Below are 15,421 nucleotides of genomic sequence, written 5' to 3'. Positions count from 1 at the left end.
TACAGCTTGTTACTAAGCGTTTATGGAGTTTTTTACATAAAAGAATTGAATATACGATTCCTAAAGTATGAAAGTTATTATACTCAGCATAAGAACCATGAATATTTGAAATAAGTTTAGTTGAAAATTCACCTCTTTGTTTTGGAGAAATCATGTAAAATAATGATAAGAGGAGGGATGGAAATGAATGGAACAGACACAATAGTATTAAATATAAAAGAGATTAGAAGAAGAAGTATAAAGGTTTGGCAAGCAATTCCTGATGATAAACTCGATTGGAAGCCAGATAAAGAAGCTATGACATGCGTAGAAATGGTTCGTCATGTCTTGGAGTCAGAATACTATTATCATCTAGCTATCAAAAATTTGGGCAGCTTAAAGGAATTTGATTCTCCTTTTGAAAAAAGACCATTACAATCTATAAAGGATGAATTGGAGTTTGCAGCATCATACCACCAACAATTTTTAGACATGATTACTACTTTTTCTGAAGAAGATTTAACTAACATTCAAATAGACCGTTCAGATGTTGGTTATATTCGTTCTTTAGGGGATATGTTGATGCGGATAGGCTATCATGAATCCGTACACGCTGGACAACTCTTACAGTATTTGAGAATCATGGAGGTTGATCGACCTAGAATATGGGATTAAATCAATTAAATAATATGTATATCATAGATAAAGTTAGTTATCGTAATGTCCCTATTTGCTAAGAAATATTTTTTGTATTTATAGAAAGCTCATTGTTTGTAATCTGTGCTTTTTGCATGTCAATTTTACCAAACATCGCTGCAATATCTTTCCGAATAGACGAGCCAATTAATTAGCTATAAAACTATACCAGCAGCTATCTCCATGGAGATAGCCGCTGCGACTTCTGGATCTTGAAAACGTGCTCTGCATAGAATATCATCCAAACCTGCTTCTAAACGTTCAGGCGGAGCTGGGGGGAAAGCTACTTCATTTTCGTTTAATAGCTTTTCTGCGTCTTTCATTCATTAGATTAATCAAAATATGTTTCGACGCTTATTCTCCGTGCTTTAGTACTATTTATAAATAACCTGGATCCTCTGTAGAGTCCAGGTTATTTAATTGCTTTTAAAAACGCAATAAATTATTCTAAATTCCGATCTAACAATATGCCAGTTTGCTCAGCTATGACATCGGTTGGAACGTGCATGCCATTTTTAAACCACCATTCTACTGTCCCTACAACAGCTGAGGCAAAGAATTGAACAACAACTTCTTTATTTAACCCTTCGTTTTCACCTTTAGTTATATCAACTTCAGGACTATACTCTTGGATGACTAACTCGAGAAAACGGCTGCGGAAATAATGTGCGCCTTTACTTTCTAACATGGTGGAAAAGAACAGGTGGTGGCGCTCAAAGTATTCAAACCAAATATAATTTCCTTCTTGAAACGTCATATCAGCAGCCGAATGGCATAGTTCCTCGAGATTGTTCATATGCTCTTCAATCATCTTATCTAGTAAATCGTATTTATCCATGTAGTGAAGATAAATTGTGCCTCGGTTAACGTTTGCTTTGTCAGCAATGTCCTGAATGGTAATGTCATCAAATCGTTTTTGGGTCATTAACTCAGTAACTGCTTTTTTTATAGCCTCTTGGCTTTTGAGTATTCTTCTATCGACTTTAGCCACTTTAAAACCTCACTTTTTTTAAAGATATTCAACAATATCTCTTCATTTGTTGAGTAATCAACGAATCGCCTTTAATTAGCGATTGAAAGGATCTTATTTGCTTTTATAATTATAGACAGATGTTGATTAATCAATCAATATTGATTTTCAGCAGACAGGTAGATACTTTTAAAACTATAGAAAAATGAACTTCAATAGGAGGAATGTTTGTGAACCGCATTGACAGGAGTATAGAAAAATACAAGCAGCTGTTTGGCGATGGTGTTCCAGCTACACATGTTACCGATCCGGATTTTCAGGACATTCTAAGCCATTTTATTTTTGGAGAAGTTTTTTATCAAGGTGAGCTAGATGACAAGGAGCGCGAGCTAATTACATTGGTAGTTCTGGCTACTAACCAGACGTTGCCTCAACTAACAGCACATGTTAGCGCAGCGCTGAGTGTTGGTCTAACACCTGTAGAAATTAAAGAAGCTGTTTACCAGTGTGCACCATACATTGGATTTCCAAAAACGTTAAATGCCATCGATAAAGTTAACGAGGTTTTCAAAGCAAAGGAAATTGTTTTACCGATAGAGAGTCAAAAGACGGTAAATGAACAGAATCGCTCTCAAAAAGGGCTGGCTACTCAAGTAGAGATTTTCGGGGATGTTATTAAAAAAATGCAGAAGAATGCTCCATCGAATCAAACGCATATACAGGAATATCTTTCGGCTTTTTGTTTCGGAGATTTTTACACCCGCAGCGGACTTGATTTGCAAACAAGAGAGCTATTAACTCTCTGTATTGTAAGTGCGTTAGGTGGTGCTGAAGGTCAAGTGAAGGCACATGTACAAGGGAATCTGAATGTGGGAAATGCCAAGGAACAATTGATTGATGCAATCACTCACTGTCTTCCATATATGGGCTTTCCAAGAACACTAAATACATTAGCTTGTATTAATGAAATTAGCCCTGAAAACTAAGAGAAGAAAGTAAAGAATCTCTGTTTTATGTGAAGATTTCCCTGATAAGAAATGGGAAACCAAAGTATATAGGACAAGTTACTACAAAAATAGAACAATTCAAAGGAGATAAAAAACATGTTTAACGAAACGTATAAATTATCAAACAGTGTAGAAATGCCGCTATTAGGCCTTGGTACTTGGCTGCTTGATGATGAACAGGCAGCGCAGGCAGTGCGTGATGCGGTCTCTAATGGGTACCGTCACATTGATACGGCTCAAGCTTATATGAATGAAGCTGGTATAGGCGAAGGAATCCGTTCTAGCGGTGTTGAAAGAGAAGAACTTTTCATTACAACAAAGGTTGCAGCAGAAGCAAAGACTTATGAGGAAGTTACGGAGTCCATTGATGAGTCTTTAACAAAGATGGGGCTGGATTACATTGATCTTCTCATTATCCACAGTCCACAGCCTTGGACGGAGTTTAGAGAAGAAAATCGCTATTTCGAAGAAAACAAAGAGGCATGGAAAGCAATGGAGGACGCTTATAAAGCAGGAAAGGTAAAGGCAATCGGTCTTTCTAATTTCCTTCAGGATGATATAGAGAATATTCTTTCAAGCTGTGAAATCAAGCCTATGGTCAATCAGGTATTAGTACATGTGAGCAACACGCCTTTAGATTTAATTGAGTTTTGTCAGAAGAATGACATCTTGGTAGAAGCATATTCGCCAATTGCACACGGTGCAGTTCTTGATAATAAAGAAGTTAAGGTAATAGCTGATAAATATGGGGTATCTGTCGCGCAGCTTTGCCTACGCTATGATATTCAGCTTGGTCTTGCAGTAATTCCTAAGACCGCAAACCCAGATCATATGAGAATCAATGCAGAGCTTGATTTTGTGATTAGTGATGCAGATATGGAAATTTTGAAAAATGTCGAACCTATTCAGGATTATGGTGAGCATAGCTACTTCCCGGTATTTGGTGGGAAGTTGAAGTAAACATGTAATAGCAATGAATGAGCCAAGACATACAACTATGAATGATATTATTGGAGGAATCAAAATGGCAAAACATGAAGAAGTAAAAAATGGCGTTATTTTCCCAGTAGGAGAAAAAAACGAAGCGTATGCACAATTTTTTGTTGGACAAAGCTATCTTCAAACATTAATCGCCGATCCCAAAGTGAATGTCGGAGTTGGAAATGTGACCTTTGAACCTGGATGCCGCAATAACTGGCATATTCATCGTGATGGATTTCAGCTTTTATTAGTAACAGGTGGCGAAGGCTGGTACCAAGAAGAAGGAAAACCTGCACAATTCTTAAAAGCTGGAGATGTTGTTGTTACACATGATGGTGTAAAACATTGGCATGGTGCTGCAAAAGACAGCTGGTTTGAACACATTGCCATCACTGCAGGTACGCCGGAATGGTTAGAACCAGTAACGGATGAGGAATATAACAACATAAAATAATAGATTGCATATATGCTAGAAACAAAAAAATCTACGGATTATTGGTAATAATCCGTAGGTTTTTTATTATAAATTCAAAATATCATAGGGGAGGTACTTAAAGCTCTAAACATTCACCAATCGATTTGTTTTTCATCTTTAAAAAAGCCTCCGGAAGGTCCTTCAGTTCCAATCGTTGCTAACCAAAGGATAGAACGAGCAGCTTGCTCTGGAGTTCTTGGAGCTGATGGTCCACCCATATCTGAGCTTACCCATCCTGGATCGACCGCGTTAATTTTGATATCATTGGTGCTTTCTGCAGCTATTAATTGCGTTAAGCCATTTAGAATAAGCTTAGATAACTTATAAGCGCCTACTCCTGGAGATGACATTTCACTCATGGCTCCATATTCTGAGGAAACATTAATAATTCTTCCGTAGGCTTGCTGTTCCATAAGGGGGATAAAGGAACGGATTACATGGTAGGCACCGAAGAAATTCGTTTCGAGCGTTTTCTCTAGAACAGAAGGCTCCATATCTACTAACTTTTGATTTTCATCTAAATAGATGCCCGCGTTATTAATTAGCACATCCAATCTTCCATATTGTTCACTTACTGTAGCCGCAGCTTGACCGATACTTGTTTGATTATTTATATCCATTGTCAAAAATGAAACATCAAGATGAGAGTCTTTAAGTTTTTGCACGGCTTTATGTCCGGTTTCTGAATTACGGCTCGTCAAAATGACCTTAAAACCTTCCATCGCCAATTGTCTCACTAGTTCATATCCAATACCGCGATTTCCGCCGGTGACAAGTGCCACTTTAGTGTGGTTATCCATTTCAAGTCCTCCATTTTTTATATATTAATGCTGTAAGCATTGATTAGAACAGATTTCTGCTTTTCATAGATGTAATAAAAGAAAACAAAGGGAACCTGCTAGGGATCCCGAAAGAAAGTTGCGCTGATGTCTTATTTTGAAAGTTGCCTTACAGGACGCTGCATGTAGCTTCTTGGTAAAATGAATAGTACACTCAATATTAATGACAAGATCCCCACTAGTACAACATATTGTGTACCCATTCCTGATATAAATAGTCCACCCACAGCTGTACCAATCGTTGTTCCTAAGTTAACGGACGCTAAAAATAGTCCGTTTGCGAAATCAGGAGCTTCTGGAGCTGCGGAGGAAATCCAATATTGATTAATATTCGTTCCTATACCAGCGAATATTCCCCAAACTAAAGTCATGATAGCCATAGGCCAAGTAAACTGTCCGATGAAGAATAAAATGATGTAAACGACTCCCAATGCGAAAGGGAAAACGACTACAGTTTTAATGGCATTTTTCGTAAGTAACTTCCCTGCGATAATATTTCCGAGAATATTTGCCCCACCGAATAGAATCAACATGAAACTAATTAATTGTCCAGAGATGTTCGTAACGCTTTTAAGATACTCAGCAAGATAACTGTAAACCCCAAATACTGCTGAATTCAGTAAAAGGACGGCAATAATAGAAAGCCAAGTAATAGGTTTTTTTAATACGCTTAGCTGCGCTCCGTATGAAAGTCTTTCTGTAACAGGCATAGAAGGGAAGAATGCCCACGTAGCAATAAATACAATAGCATTAATAACAGCAAAAAACGTCATTGATAGTTGAAACGAAACTGTGCTTGCAAGAAAACTTGCGATTGGTACACCAAGTACCATGCCTGCAGATACGCCAATAAAGACTTTGGAAACAGCTTTTGGAGCGTCTTCCTTGCTGACTGAGTTCGCTGCCATTGTAAAAGCTGCTGAAAAATAAATTGGATGAAAGATAGCTGGAATCACACGCGCAATTATGGCAATAGCAAAGTTAGTGGTGAATATAGAGATAATGTTACCTAAAACGAAAATACCAAGTACAAGTAACATTGCTTTCTTACGGTTGACTCCTGAAAAGAGTAACGGCATCGTTGGACCAGATATTGATACAGTAAGCGCAAAGAGACTCACCAGCCATCCGGCCTTTGATACACTGATATGAAAGTGATCCGCAATGTAGGGCAGTATCCCTATAACCCCCATTTCGGTATTTATAATCCCGAAAGCTCCTAAGGTTAAGACAAATATAAGTAGCTTATTTTGTTTAGACATAAAATAAAGATCCCTCTTTCTAAAAAATGTTGTGTTCTAGTTGCTGTAAAGTGGGGTGGTTAAAGGTGTATTGTAATGTTTTCACTTAGTCACTTTTTCAATTCTAACTGTAAAAGCACCATCAACATTTTCAAAATTTTCCTTTCCTGATTCAATTTGACCTAGTATCATAAGGTCGTTTGTAGAATCCTCAAAATCTTTATAAAAAATAGCTAAATTTCCCCAAGGAGCGTAATAAGCAAAGTCTCCTTTTTTTGATTGATTTCCGGCTTGTACATCATCTATAGATAATTTTTTTTGTAAAATACTAATTTTCTCTTTACCTATATAATCTTCAAAAGTTACTGTTAAAGGTAATCGAGCTAGAAAATCCTTACTTATTGGGTTATTGTACATCCTTACTACTACTTCTTTGTTGTCAAATGTTAATTTTATTCTTGCATTTGAAATACTATCTTCTTTTGATTGTTCTGGTTCCCGGTTTAAGTTGTCATTTGCATTATGATTTCTGTCGGTTGCAGATGAATTATTGTTGCCACAAGCGGCAAGGACAACGCTTGTTACTAAGATAGAAGCTAGGCACAACAGCTTTTTCATCTTGTTAGACTCCTTCTATTTTTACCTTTAAATTTTCAAATTCTATTGGCGAAAACGTATGAATTCCGACAATATAGGCCGGAATTCATACAAATTACGATTAAGATGTCATGCTCTTTACGAGCCTTATTGTTTCTTCAAATTTTCTTTGAAGAAGGATTCAAGCTTGTCAAAAGGAATTAAATTCACTCGATCATACAAGTCCACATGCCCGGCGCCTGGAACAATATAGAGTTCTTTTGGTTGAGCTGCTAGCTTGTAGGCGTCTTCGCTGAACTCTCTAGAGTGAGCGTTTTCACCGGTAATGAACAACATTGGACGAGGAGAAATCGTCTCTATGTCTTCAAACGGATAAAAATTCAGGAATTTAACGTTGCTGGTAAGCCTCGGGTGAGTCGTCAGCTTTGGCGACGAACCTTTAGGTGTGTATTCACCTCTTGGAGTACGATAAAAATCATAAAACTCACGTTCAACGTCCGTAGAGTTTTCATTTAATTCGTGTACCGTTCCGCCGGTGTACTTAGTTTTACCGCCTTTAAATTCCACATAGCGCTGCTCTGCTGCCTCTTCAAGAATCTTCTTTCTCTGTTCGACAGTCTGAGAGTGTTTAAGCCCGTTGCGGCTAGCAGCCCCCATGTCATACATACTGACTGTCGCAATGGCTTTCATGCGCGGGTCGAGCTTGGCTGCGCTAATGGCAAAGCTCCCGCTGCCACAAATACCAAGAATACCGATTCTGCCTTTATCAACAAATTTTCGAGTGCCTATGAAATCCACTGCAGCACTGAAATCTTCTGCATAGATATCTGGTGAGACAGCGTTGCGAGGCTGGCCTTCACTTTCTCCCCAAAAAGATAAATCTAATGACAGCGTAACGAAACCTTTTTCAGCCATCTTTTGTGCGTATAAATTTGCACTTTGTTCTTTCACAGCACCCATAGGATGCCCGACGATGATTGCTGGGTGCTTCGTTTTTTTATTAAGACCTTTTGGAATGAAAAGATTCCCTGCAACTTTCATATTGTATTGATTTTCAAACGAAACCTTTTTCTTTGTTACCTTCTTGCTTTTGTAAAAATTATCTGCTCCATTGGACATGTCTGGTTTGTATGCAGCGTCGGTCTTCGATGCAGCGCTAACGTCAGTTTTTGATGCAACAATGGTCGTGGATACAAGCAAGCACAGGGCAATCACTTTACATACACGTGTAATCATAGATTTTTTTTTCATTTTAAGCTCCTTTCCACTTTGAATAAGTAAAGGTGTTGCTTTTGTGATATAAACTTCTTTGTTATTTATTCTAACGGCTTCTTTCGAATATAAAAAATACTTATATCTTATATCATGATATGTTTGATAAGCATTTCTGGAGTGTATATACTAAAGCTTATGAAAGGAGGAGGGGGTTATGGAAATTCGAGTTTTGCGGTATTTTCTTACGGTTGCAAGAGAAGGAAACATCACGAAAGCCGCTAATGTTTTGCATGTGACACAGCCAACTTTGTCTAGACAATTAAAAGACCTTGAACAAGAGTTAGGTAAAAAACTATTTATTCGCAGCAGTCACAGTATCATTTTGACAGATGAAGGAATGCTTCTGCGAAACAGGGCAGAAGAAATCGTTAATATGGTGGATAAATTAGAGGCGGAATTTAGTTCCATGGAAGAAACAATAGGTGGTGATGTCTATATAGGAGGAGGAGAAACAGAAGCAATGAAACACATTGCACGAGTAGCAAAAGATGTACAGCTACGTTATCCCAATATACGATATCACCTCTACAGCGGAAACGAAGAAGATATAACGGAACGGCTTGACAAGGGGCTGCTTGATTTCGGTATTTTAATTCAGCCAGCCGATATTTCAAAATATAATTATCTTAATATGCCTGCCAAAGATGTTTGGGGCGTTGTGATGAGAAAAGACAGCCCTCTTGCCCTCAAAGAAAGCATTCAAGCTGCAGATTTATTAAACGTTCCACTGATTTGTTCACGACAGGCCATGAAACAGACGTTTTCCAAAAATGAATTTGCGGATTGGTTTGGCGAAGATTTTCATAAATTAAACATCGTCACTACATACAATCTTGCATATAATGCGGCCATTATGGTTGAAGAAGGCGTTGGATATGCAATAACACTTGATAAAATAGTCAATACGTCTACTAATAGCAATCTTTGTTTCAGGCCGTTGCAGCCAAGGCTTGAATCAGGTTTAAATATTGTGTGGAAAAAGCATCATGTTCTTTCGGCCGCAGCTGATGCCTTTTTAAAAGAACTGCAGGAGGAATTTGCACAAACTCTAAACTGACAGGTGCATCGAGCTTAAGTGAATAGATTAAACCAGCTCCCAGATGATTTGTAACCGCCTAAGAGATTTTAACGAGAGTTAACGTTTAAAACCGAGGACAGTAAAAAGGCTTATCTATACGGTATGTATGATAGATAAGCCTTTTACTGCCGATATAGAGGTGATGTTAAGATCTTTTGGATGTTTTATTAGCATGTATTAAGTCCCATTCGCCAGGGTTAGTGTCATCTGGCGATAAACCGTTAATAATATCAAGATAATGATTTGCTTTTTCGTCCATATATTTTACAGTTCTTTTAGCTTCCTCTAATTGAGCTTGAGCGATCTCTTTTTGCTTTAAAATGATTTCATAGCGCTCATGAATAGTACTTCCACCTTCTAAACACAAATCTACGTAGGTTTTAATGTCTTCCACTGTCATTCCACATTGTTTTAAATATTTAACACCTGTCAGCCAATTAATGGACTCTTGATCAAAAAGGCGAATATTGTTTTTATCACGCTGTACACTTGGAACTAATCCTTTATCCGTGTAGAAACGAACCGTATGTTCCGTTATATCAAGCAGCTTGGCCACATCTTTCACCGTATACATTTTAGCCACTCCCATAAACATTTTTTATTCATCACTGCTTAAAATCCTATCACATTCGTGTAACACGAAGGCGATAGGATTTTTATCATTTACGTATTTAAATTTGAAGATATAGTTTAACCACTTTCTTCACCTTATACGCTTTAATTCCTCATCGAATAGCTTAAATTAATTTATTTAAAAGCCTTGACCTCGTGTTACACGAAGGTATTAGGATAATACTTGTGCAAGGTTAACGAAACTTTAAAACAGGAGGAATTTTATATGCAAAAAGTTACTTTAAACAATGGTGTTGAAATGCCTATCTTAGGCTTCGGTGTATTTCAAGTTCCTGATTCAGCTCAATGTGAACACGCAGTATCCAACGCGCTTGAAGCAGGGTATCGTCTAATTGATACAGCGGCGGCTTATATGAATGAGGAGGCAGTTGGTGCAGCCATCAAAAAAAGTGGCATTCCAAGAGAAGAGCTTTTTATTACAACAAAGCTTTGGGTTCAAGATCAAGGTTATGAAAGTGCTAAAAAAGCCTTTAATGTTTCTTTGGAAAAGCTAGGGCTTGATTATCTTGATTTGTATTTAATTCACCAACCATTCAATGACTATTATGGTTCTTGGCGCGCAATGGAGGAACTTTATAAAGAAGGGAAAATTCGTGCTATCGGTGTATCCAACTTTTATCCGGATCGTTTAGTTGATTTAATCTTAAATAATGAAGTTGTGCCAGCTGTAAATCAAGTGGAGAATCATCCTTTTTTTCAACAGAAAGCTGCAAAGAAAGTGATGGAAGAATACGGTGTGCAAATACAATCATGGGGACCATTTGCAGAAGGTCAAAATAATATCTTCCAAAATGAATTACTTTCCGGTATTGGAGCGAAATATGGAAAAACAGTGGCACAAGTTATTTTGCGCTGGCATATTCAACGTGGTGTCGTTACCATTCCAAAATCTGTTCGTAAAGAACGTATCGCTGAAAACTTTAACGTCTGGGATTTCACGTTAAGTGATGAAGATATGGCAGCCATTACTGCTATGGACAGCGGGAAAAGTGAAATCATTGATCATTTTACCGCCGATACGGCTAAAGCCTTAAATGGATGGAAAATTCATGAATAATGAAAGATTTGCACCACCTAGAAAATGAAATTTTTGATAGCACTCTACTTTAAAACAGCCATAAAATTGGCTGTTTTTTATTGTTTGAAAATGTAAAATAACGGTTTCTTTTTTCTTTAATTTATTACAAAAAAATCAAATGTATTTAAGGCATTTCTATCAATTATAGTAACAATTGTTAAATTTTATCTTAAAGGTGATATTCTTATAAATATTCAATCAGTATACTTTCAAAGCTATTTATGGATTTGATTTTACAGTATAAAAAAATATTGAGAGCCACGATTGCTTTATTACTCTTAGACGAAGGATGAGTGATGTATGAACAAACTTATAATACCAGCCATACTAGTGATATTCGCTTTATGGATCTTATTACAATTGGCTTTAGGCGGAGACGTTTTCAAAAACCCGCTAAACTATTTTATCTTAATAACGGTTTTCTTTTTATTTATCAAACAAGCAAAAGAAAAATAGCCTGGCTTGATCGCTGCTATGTAGTCTATAGTTATAGGCTGCTTTTTCTTTTGGCCGCGTTAAAAATAATTCCATATATAAGCTAATTAGAAAAAGAAGGTTGAACCTTGCTTTATAAAAAATACCTTACGATTGTAAAAATGGTTAAAAATTATTAAACAGTACCTTGCAATAAACAATAGCTGGTGATATATTGTAATTATTAGGAAATCATTATGAATCAGTACTATACAATAAACAGTAGTTGACTGTGAAAAGAAAAGGGTGAATAACAGTGAACGTGCAATTTAAAAAAGGAGTTTTAGAACTTTGTGTCCTTGTGTTACTTGATAAGAAAGACCGCTATGGATATGAATTAGTTCAAAAAATCTCCGATCAAATTGAAATATCAGAAGGGTCGGTATATCCTCTTCTGCGCCGATTAACAAAAGAAGAATATTTTACAACGTACTTAAAGGAATCTACAGAAGGTCCCTCAAGGAAGTATTATCAGCTTACAGCTAAAGGAAGGGATTATTTATACGAACTTATCGATGAATGGAACGAGTTTTCAAGAGGTGTTAATCAATTAATTAAAGAAGGTGTGAACAATGTCGAAGAGTAAATTTTTACAGCAATTAAATGAATCCTTAAAACCATTGTCTTCAAAAGAACGTGCAGATATTCTACAAGATTATGAAGAACATTTTTCCATTGGCTTAGAAGAAGGAAAAACAGAAGAAGAAATTGTAACGTCGCTAGGTTCTCCGAATCAAATAGCCAAAGAATTGCTGGCAGATTATCACGTTGAGCAAGCAACAGCTAAGGCAACAACTCAAAATATTTTGAGAGCCACTTGGGCCGTAATTGGTTTAGCTTTTTTTAATGTAGTGATTGTGCTTGGGCCCGCCGTCGCATTAGCTGGCTTCATTTTGTCAGCTTGGGCCATAGGTCTATGTTTCTTGCTATCTCCTATTCTAGTTCTCGGTGAGGCTATTGTACATTCGAGCGGCTTTTTTCTCTTTAATTTATTCATGTCTTTAGCATTTTGCGGAATTGGATATTTTATTATGTTAGGTATGTTAGTTGTAACGAAGCTAGCTATAAAAGGCTTTGTACGTTATCTAAAATACAATGTATCACTGGTGAAAGGCGGTTTAAAACGTGCTGAATAAAAAGAAACTCTCCATTCTTGCAGGTATTCTCATCCTTGTTGGGATTATAGGAAGTCTCCTTACTTATCGTGCGATTGATCCTGAACCTATTTCAAAAGAAAAAACGATCAACAGCAATCAAGTATCCAAGGTAAACATCGATACGGATAATACCCGTGTTCATGTGTACCCTATCAAAGGCGATAACATCAAAGTAACATTAAAAGGCGAAACATCCCCTAACATAAAAAGAGACTTCACTACTGACGTTAAAAATTCAACACTTTTCATCTCTTATAATGAACAGCAGCGAAGCTGGGTCAATTTTGATATTGTTAGTGTATTAAAACCGCTATCCATCAACGTTTATCTGCCTGAAAAACAGTATAATTCATTGGGGATTTCCAGCAACAATGGGTATGTGTCTGTTAAAAAATTACGCGCAGCGGATGTTTCCATTGGCGCAAACAATGGACGTGTAGAATTAGAGGACATTGATTCACAAAACCTGAACACCAGCGTACACAATGGACTTACAAGCATAAAAAATGCTGCAGCAAAAACGGTTCAAGCAAAAGGGAATAATGGAAAAATAACGCTGAGTAACGTGCAAGGTAGTTTAAAAGGGGAAACCCATAACGGAAGTATCGCTTTAGAAACAAAAGAACTTGATCGAGATATTGACTTTAAAACGAACAATGGAAAGATTAAGATTACGACGAAAAAAGAACCAAGTAACGTTCAATTTAATGTTTCCGTGGACAATGGAAAAGTCGATATCTTGGATAAATATGATAGGGACGCTGTTATTGGAAAAGGAAAGAATACGATTAAATTAGCCACTCATAACGGCAGTATTTCAGTAATAAAGTAACTGTTTGTTATCATAAGCTCCCCTACAAAAAAGCAATGGCACAGCTAGCCTGAGATAATCCAAAAAGGTTTCACTCATTGAACGTTGATGAGTGGAACCTTTTTTAATTTAGTTTATGGCGAAGTAATAGTGGCAGCTAAAAACGAGCCGTATACAAATCTCTCTTGGTTCACGCAATTTGAGCAGGGAAGGCCTATAAAAAATATAACTTCTTTTATTTTTTCTTAAAAAAGGAATATTTTTTAAAGTGGTACGATACTATTTTCTGATACAACCTATCTCCTTAACAGGGATGTTCTTCGCTTTACCTATCAGCCACTATCAGAAAGGAGCAAAAATAAATGAAACGATATGTTGCGTACGGCTTGTTACTCACAGTGTCTTTAGTATTTGCGATTTTTTTAATTGTTGATTGGCGCCAATACGAAACTGGGTTAGAACAGGCTATTAAGCCTGCTGATAAGAACTACGAGAACAGCAAAAACTATGTCTCTGACAAACGTATGATAAATGTCATTGTAAAGCTAACGGAAGAAAGTCCTGCAACATTTGGAACAAGATTAAAAAGTGCGCAAAGAATAGATGAGAGACGTGTCCATGTGAATACCAATAAGCTAGAGGGCATTATCGAGTTAAAGGATATAGAAGGCAAGACTTTGGTGTGGCGTGTACTAGACGGCACCTCAAATCATTTAATTATGGAAAGCAAGAACTGGGGAAATGAATAAGGAACCTGCTGATAGTTTCTTTCATTTTTAAAAGAGGGTGAGGCAAAAGTATGTTAGTGATGTCTCAACCTCTTTATGTCCTTCTTATAAGCTGTCGTTAACGATTGTTTTTAAAAAATTAGTCAAAACAGAGGATGAAAGATATTTTCGATTTAATACTCATTAAAATATTCTTGAATCTTTTGAGGATCCTTCGTTCTCGTTAAGGCAAGCATTAAAAGAATACGGGCTTTTTGTGGATTTAGCGAATCGGATGTAACAAACGTATCTTTAGCATCTGATTCTTCATGTGTCACAACTCCGCTTCCTACCCGGCTAGACCTCACAATAACTACGCCTTTTTTTACCGCATCTCTAGCACCTGTTAGGGCAGCATCCGATAGCAACCCATTTCCTGCTCCTGCAACGACTATTCCTTTTGCCCCAGCTTTTACGGCTGTGTCATAAAAGTCCCTAGAATCGTTTTGATACCCATATATGATGTCTACTTGAGGAAGCTTATCTAATTTTGATACATCGAATACTGATTGTGTTGTATGCTTGCGAGTTGGTTTGTTATAAAATATTACCTTATCTCCAGCTATTTCTCCTACATATCCTTGTTCAGGGGATTTAAACGTATCTACTGCCGTTGTATGTGTTTTTGTTATATAACGAGCTGCACTAATTCGATCGTTGAGCGCTACTAAAACACCGGTATTTCGTGCGTCTTTTGTAGAAGCAATTTTCACTGCATTATACAAGTTTAGCGGTCCATCTGCACTTATAGCGGTAGCTGGTCTCATTGAACCAACCACAACCACAGGTTTGTCACTCTTTACTACTAAATTTAGAAAATAAGCCGTTTCCTCCATCGTATCAGATCCGTGTGTCACGACAATTCCATCAACATCCTTAGAAGCTAATAGTGTATTAATTCGCTTCGCTAACTTTAACAAAATGCTGTTATCTATATTTTGACTTCCGATATTTACGACCTGTTCTCCGCTTACATTCGCTATTTTTTTCAACTGAGGAACAGCTTTGATAATTGTTTTAATGTTAAGAGCTCCTGATTCATATCCAGTTGTGTCTGTGCTGCTTTCAGAAGAACCTGCAATCGTACCTCCAGTGGCCAAAATTTTTATATTGGGCAGCTCTTCTTTCACTGAATGTTTTACAGTCATTTTAGAATCATTTACCGATGCATTGACCAATGATAAAGGTCCCGAAAATAAGATAACGCTTGATAAAAAGGTGAGGCCTACTATTCTTTTCAGTTCCATCGTTACTTCGCTCCTTTTACGCAAAAGACATGTAACGATATTATGGGTAATTTGAATTTAAAATATCCAAGGTGCTATTTTATTAAGATCTGTATTTGAAATATCTTTCTCCAAAC

General features: G+C 37.0%; 19 protein-coding genes. 11 read left to right on the top strand and 8 right to left on the bottom strand.

The window, feature by feature from the left end; genetic code table 11:
* Positions 1-183 precede the first annotated feature (183 nt).
* Positions 184-654 (top strand): DinB family protein, encoded by a 471-nt coding sequence (locus tag ACFX4N_RS13310; protein ID WP_057273788.1) that lies wholly within the window; start codon positions 184-186, stop codon positions 652-654.
* Positions 655-830: 176 nt separating this feature from the next.
* Here the strand turns inward: ACFX4N_RS13310 and ACFX4N_RS13305 are convergent, their stop codons facing one another.
* Together ACFX4N_RS13305 and ACFX4N_RS13300 are read right to left on the bottom strand one after the other, a co-directional pair.
* Positions 831-998, bottom strand: a complete 168-nt coding sequence (locus ACFX4N_RS13305; RefSeq protein WP_156622794.1) for a hypothetical protein — start codon at positions 996-998, stop codon at positions 831-833.
* A gap of 119 nt (positions 999-1,117) precedes the next feature.
* Positions 1,118-1,666, bottom strand: coding sequence for a TetR/AcrR family transcriptional regulator (locus ACFX4N_RS13300; protein ID WP_057273787.1), 549 nt, complete (start codon positions 1,664-1,666; stop codon positions 1,118-1,120).
* 209 nt (positions 1,667-1,875) lie between these two features.
* On the opposite strand from ACFX4N_RS13300, the gene ACFX4N_RS13295 reads away from it, so the two are divergent.
* From ACFX4N_RS13295 to ACFX4N_RS13285, 3 genes are all read left to right on the top strand, one after another.
* On the top strand, positions 1,876-2,631 hold the full coding sequence (locus tag ACFX4N_RS13295; protein ID WP_057273786.1) for a carboxymuconolactone decarboxylase family protein: 756 nt from the start codon (positions 1,876-1,878) through the stop codon (positions 2,629-2,631).
* 117 nt (positions 2,632-2,748) lie between these two features.
* Entirely contained in the window at positions 2,749-3,612 is an 864-nt protein-coding gene (locus ACFX4N_RS13290) for an aldo/keto reductase (protein WP_057273785.1), read from the top strand.
* 64 nt (positions 3,613-3,676) lie between these two features.
* A complete protein-coding gene (locus ACFX4N_RS13285; RefSeq protein ID WP_029323553.1) occupies positions 3,677-4,087 on the top strand; it encodes a cupin domain-containing protein in 411 nt (136 codons plus the stop codon).
* A 113-nt stretch (positions 4,088-4,200) separates the two neighbouring features.
* On the opposite strand, the gene ACFX4N_RS13280 is transcribed toward ACFX4N_RS13285, so the two are convergent.
* The 4 genes from ACFX4N_RS13280 to ACFX4N_RS13265 form a co-directional block, all read right to left on the bottom strand.
* On the bottom strand, positions 4,201-4,908 hold the full coding sequence (locus ACFX4N_RS13280) for an SDR family oxidoreductase (RefSeq protein ID WP_057273784.1): 708 nt from the start codon (positions 4,906-4,908) through the stop codon (positions 4,201-4,203).
* 131 nt (positions 4,909-5,039) lie between these two features.
* Positions 5,040-6,209 (bottom strand): MFS transporter, encoded by a 1,170-nt coding sequence (locus ACFX4N_RS13275; protein WP_057273783.1) that lies wholly within the window; start codon positions 6,207-6,209, stop codon positions 5,040-5,042.
* Positions 6,210-6,290: 81 nt separating this feature from the next.
* Positions 6,291-6,806, bottom strand: coding sequence for a cyclophilin-like fold protein (locus tag ACFX4N_RS13270; RefSeq protein ID WP_057273782.1), 516 nt, complete (start codon positions 6,804-6,806; stop codon positions 6,291-6,293).
* 126 nt (positions 6,807-6,932) lie between these two features.
* Positions 6,933-8,036: an alpha/beta hydrolase gene (locus ACFX4N_RS13265; protein ID WP_377261561.1), complete on the bottom strand. Its 1,104-nt coding sequence runs from the start codon at positions 8,034-8,036 to the stop codon at positions 6,933-6,935.
* A 178-nt stretch (positions 8,037-8,214) separates the two neighbouring features.
* On the opposite strand from ACFX4N_RS13265, the gene ACFX4N_RS13260 reads away from it, so the two are divergent.
* Positions 8,215-9,117: a LysR family transcriptional regulator gene (locus ACFX4N_RS13260; protein WP_057273780.1), complete on the top strand. Its 903-nt coding sequence runs from the start codon at positions 8,215-8,217 to the stop codon at positions 9,115-9,117.
* A 166-nt stretch (positions 9,118-9,283) separates the two neighbouring features.
* On the opposite strand, the gene ACFX4N_RS13255 is transcribed toward ACFX4N_RS13260, so the two are convergent.
* Positions 9,284-9,712, bottom strand: coding sequence for a MerR family transcriptional regulator (locus tag ACFX4N_RS13255; protein ID WP_057273779.1), 429 nt, complete (start codon positions 9,710-9,712; stop codon positions 9,284-9,286).
* Positions 9,713-9,976: 264 nt separating this feature from the next.
* On the opposite strand from ACFX4N_RS13255, the gene ACFX4N_RS13250 reads away from it, so the two are divergent.
* The 6 genes from ACFX4N_RS13250 to ACFX4N_RS13225 all read left to right on the top strand — a co-directional run bounded on the left by ACFX4N_RS13250 (position 9,977) and on the right by ACFX4N_RS13225 (position 14,040).
* Entirely contained in the window at positions 9,977-10,828 is an 852-nt protein-coding gene (locus ACFX4N_RS13250; protein WP_192100147.1) for an aldo/keto reductase, read from the top strand.
* A gap of 321 nt (positions 10,829-11,149) precedes the next feature.
* On the top strand, positions 11,150-11,305 hold the full coding sequence (locus ACFX4N_RS13245; protein ID WP_013058429.1) for a hypothetical protein: 156 nt from the start codon (positions 11,150-11,152) through the stop codon (positions 11,303-11,305).
* A gap of 274 nt (positions 11,306-11,579) precedes the next feature.
* Positions 11,580-11,909, top strand: a complete 330-nt coding sequence (locus tag ACFX4N_RS13240) for a PadR family transcriptional regulator (protein ID WP_013058428.1) — start codon at positions 11,580-11,582, stop codon at positions 11,907-11,909.
* Positions 11,896-12,459, top strand: a complete 564-nt coding sequence (locus ACFX4N_RS13235) for an HAAS signaling domain-containing protein (protein ID WP_013058427.1) — start codon at positions 11,896-11,898, stop codon at positions 12,457-12,459. The genes ACFX4N_RS13240 and ACFX4N_RS13235 overlap by 14 nt, the downstream gene beginning before the upstream one ends.
* On the top strand, positions 12,449-13,312 hold the full coding sequence (locus ACFX4N_RS13230) for a DUF4097 family beta strand repeat-containing protein (protein WP_057273777.1): 864 nt from the start codon (positions 12,449-12,451) through the stop codon (positions 13,310-13,312). The genes ACFX4N_RS13235 and ACFX4N_RS13230 overlap by 11 nt, the downstream gene beginning before the upstream one ends.
* 365 nt (positions 13,313-13,677) lie before the next feature.
* Positions 13,678-14,040 carry a hypothetical protein gene (locus ACFX4N_RS13225; RefSeq protein WP_257129541.1) on the top strand — a complete coding sequence of 121 codons (363 nt, stop codon included), beginning with the start codon at positions 13,678-13,680 and terminating at the stop codon, positions 14,038-14,040.
* 152 nt (positions 14,041-14,192) lie between these two features.
* On the opposite strand, the gene ACFX4N_RS13220 is transcribed toward ACFX4N_RS13225, so the two are convergent.
* Positions 14,193-15,305: a type II asparaginase gene (locus ACFX4N_RS13220; RefSeq protein WP_057273775.1), complete on the bottom strand. Its 1,113-nt coding sequence runs from the start codon at positions 15,303-15,305 to the stop codon at positions 14,193-14,195.
* Positions 15,306-15,421: the final 116 nt, after the last annotated feature.

The sequence above is a fragment of the Priestia sp. YIM B13551 genome, assembly GCF_042787905.1.
GTDB lineage: Bacteria > Bacillota > Bacilli > Bacillales > Bacillaceae_H > Priestia.
The sequence above is the reverse complement of the archived record's forward strand: the minus strand, read 5'-3'. Positions and strand labels throughout refer to the sequence as shown.

What these genes read in the sequence shown, in the direction of transcription:
- ACFX4N_RS13310 (WP_057273788.1), top strand. Translation starts at nt 184, where the DNA reads ATGAATGGAACAGACACAATAGTATTAAATATAAAAGAGATTAGAAGA.
- ACFX4N_RS13305 (WP_156622794.1), bottom strand. Translation starts at nt 998, where the DNA reads ATGAAAGACGCAGAAAAGCTATTAAACGAAAATGAAGTAGCTTTCCCC.
- ACFX4N_RS13290 (WP_057273785.1), top strand. Translation starts at nt 2,749, where the DNA reads ATGTTTAACGAAACGTATAAATTATCAAACAGTGTAGAAATGCCGCTA.
- ACFX4N_RS13285 (WP_029323553.1), top strand. Translation starts at nt 3,677, where the DNA reads ATGGCAAAACATGAAGAAGTAAAAAATGGCGTTATTTTCCCAGTAGGA.
- ACFX4N_RS13280 (WP_057273784.1), bottom strand. Translation starts at nt 4,908, where the DNA reads ATGGATAACCACACTAAAGTGGCACTTGTCACCGGCGGAAATCGCGGT.
- ACFX4N_RS13275 (WP_057273783.1), bottom strand. Translation starts at nt 6,209, where the DNA reads ATGTCTAAACAAAATAAGCTACTTATATTTGTCTTAACCTTAGGAGCT.
- ACFX4N_RS13270 (WP_057273782.1), bottom strand. Translation starts at nt 6,806, where the DNA reads ATGAAAAAGCTGTTGTGCCTAGCTTCTATCTTAGTAACAAGCGTTGTC.
- ACFX4N_RS13265 (WP_377261561.1), bottom strand. Translation starts at nt 8,036, where the DNA reads ATGAAAAAAAAATCTATGATTACACGTGTATGTAAAGTGATTGCCCTG.
- ACFX4N_RS13260 (WP_057273780.1), top strand. Translation starts at nt 8,215, where the DNA reads ATGGAAATTCGAGTTTTGCGGTATTTTCTTACGGTTGCAAGAGAAGGA.
- ACFX4N_RS13255 (WP_057273779.1), bottom strand. Translation starts at nt 9,712, where the DNA reads ATGTATACGGTGAAAGATGTGGCCAAGCTGCTTGATATAACGGAACAT.
- ACFX4N_RS13250 (WP_192100147.1), top strand. Translation starts at nt 9,977, where the DNA reads ATGCAAAAAGTTACTTTAAACAATGGTGTTGAAATGCCTATCTTAGGC.
- ACFX4N_RS13245 (WP_013058429.1), top strand. Translation starts at nt 11,150, where the DNA reads ATGAACAAACTTATAATACCAGCCATACTAGTGATATTCGCTTTATGG.
- ACFX4N_RS13235 (WP_013058427.1), top strand. Translation starts at nt 11,896, where the DNA reads ATGTCGAAGAGTAAATTTTTACAGCAATTAAATGAATCCTTAAAACCA.
- ACFX4N_RS13220 (WP_057273775.1), bottom strand. Translation starts at nt 15,305, where the DNA reads ATGGAACTGAAAAGAATAGTAGGCCTCACCTTTTTATCAAGCGTTATC.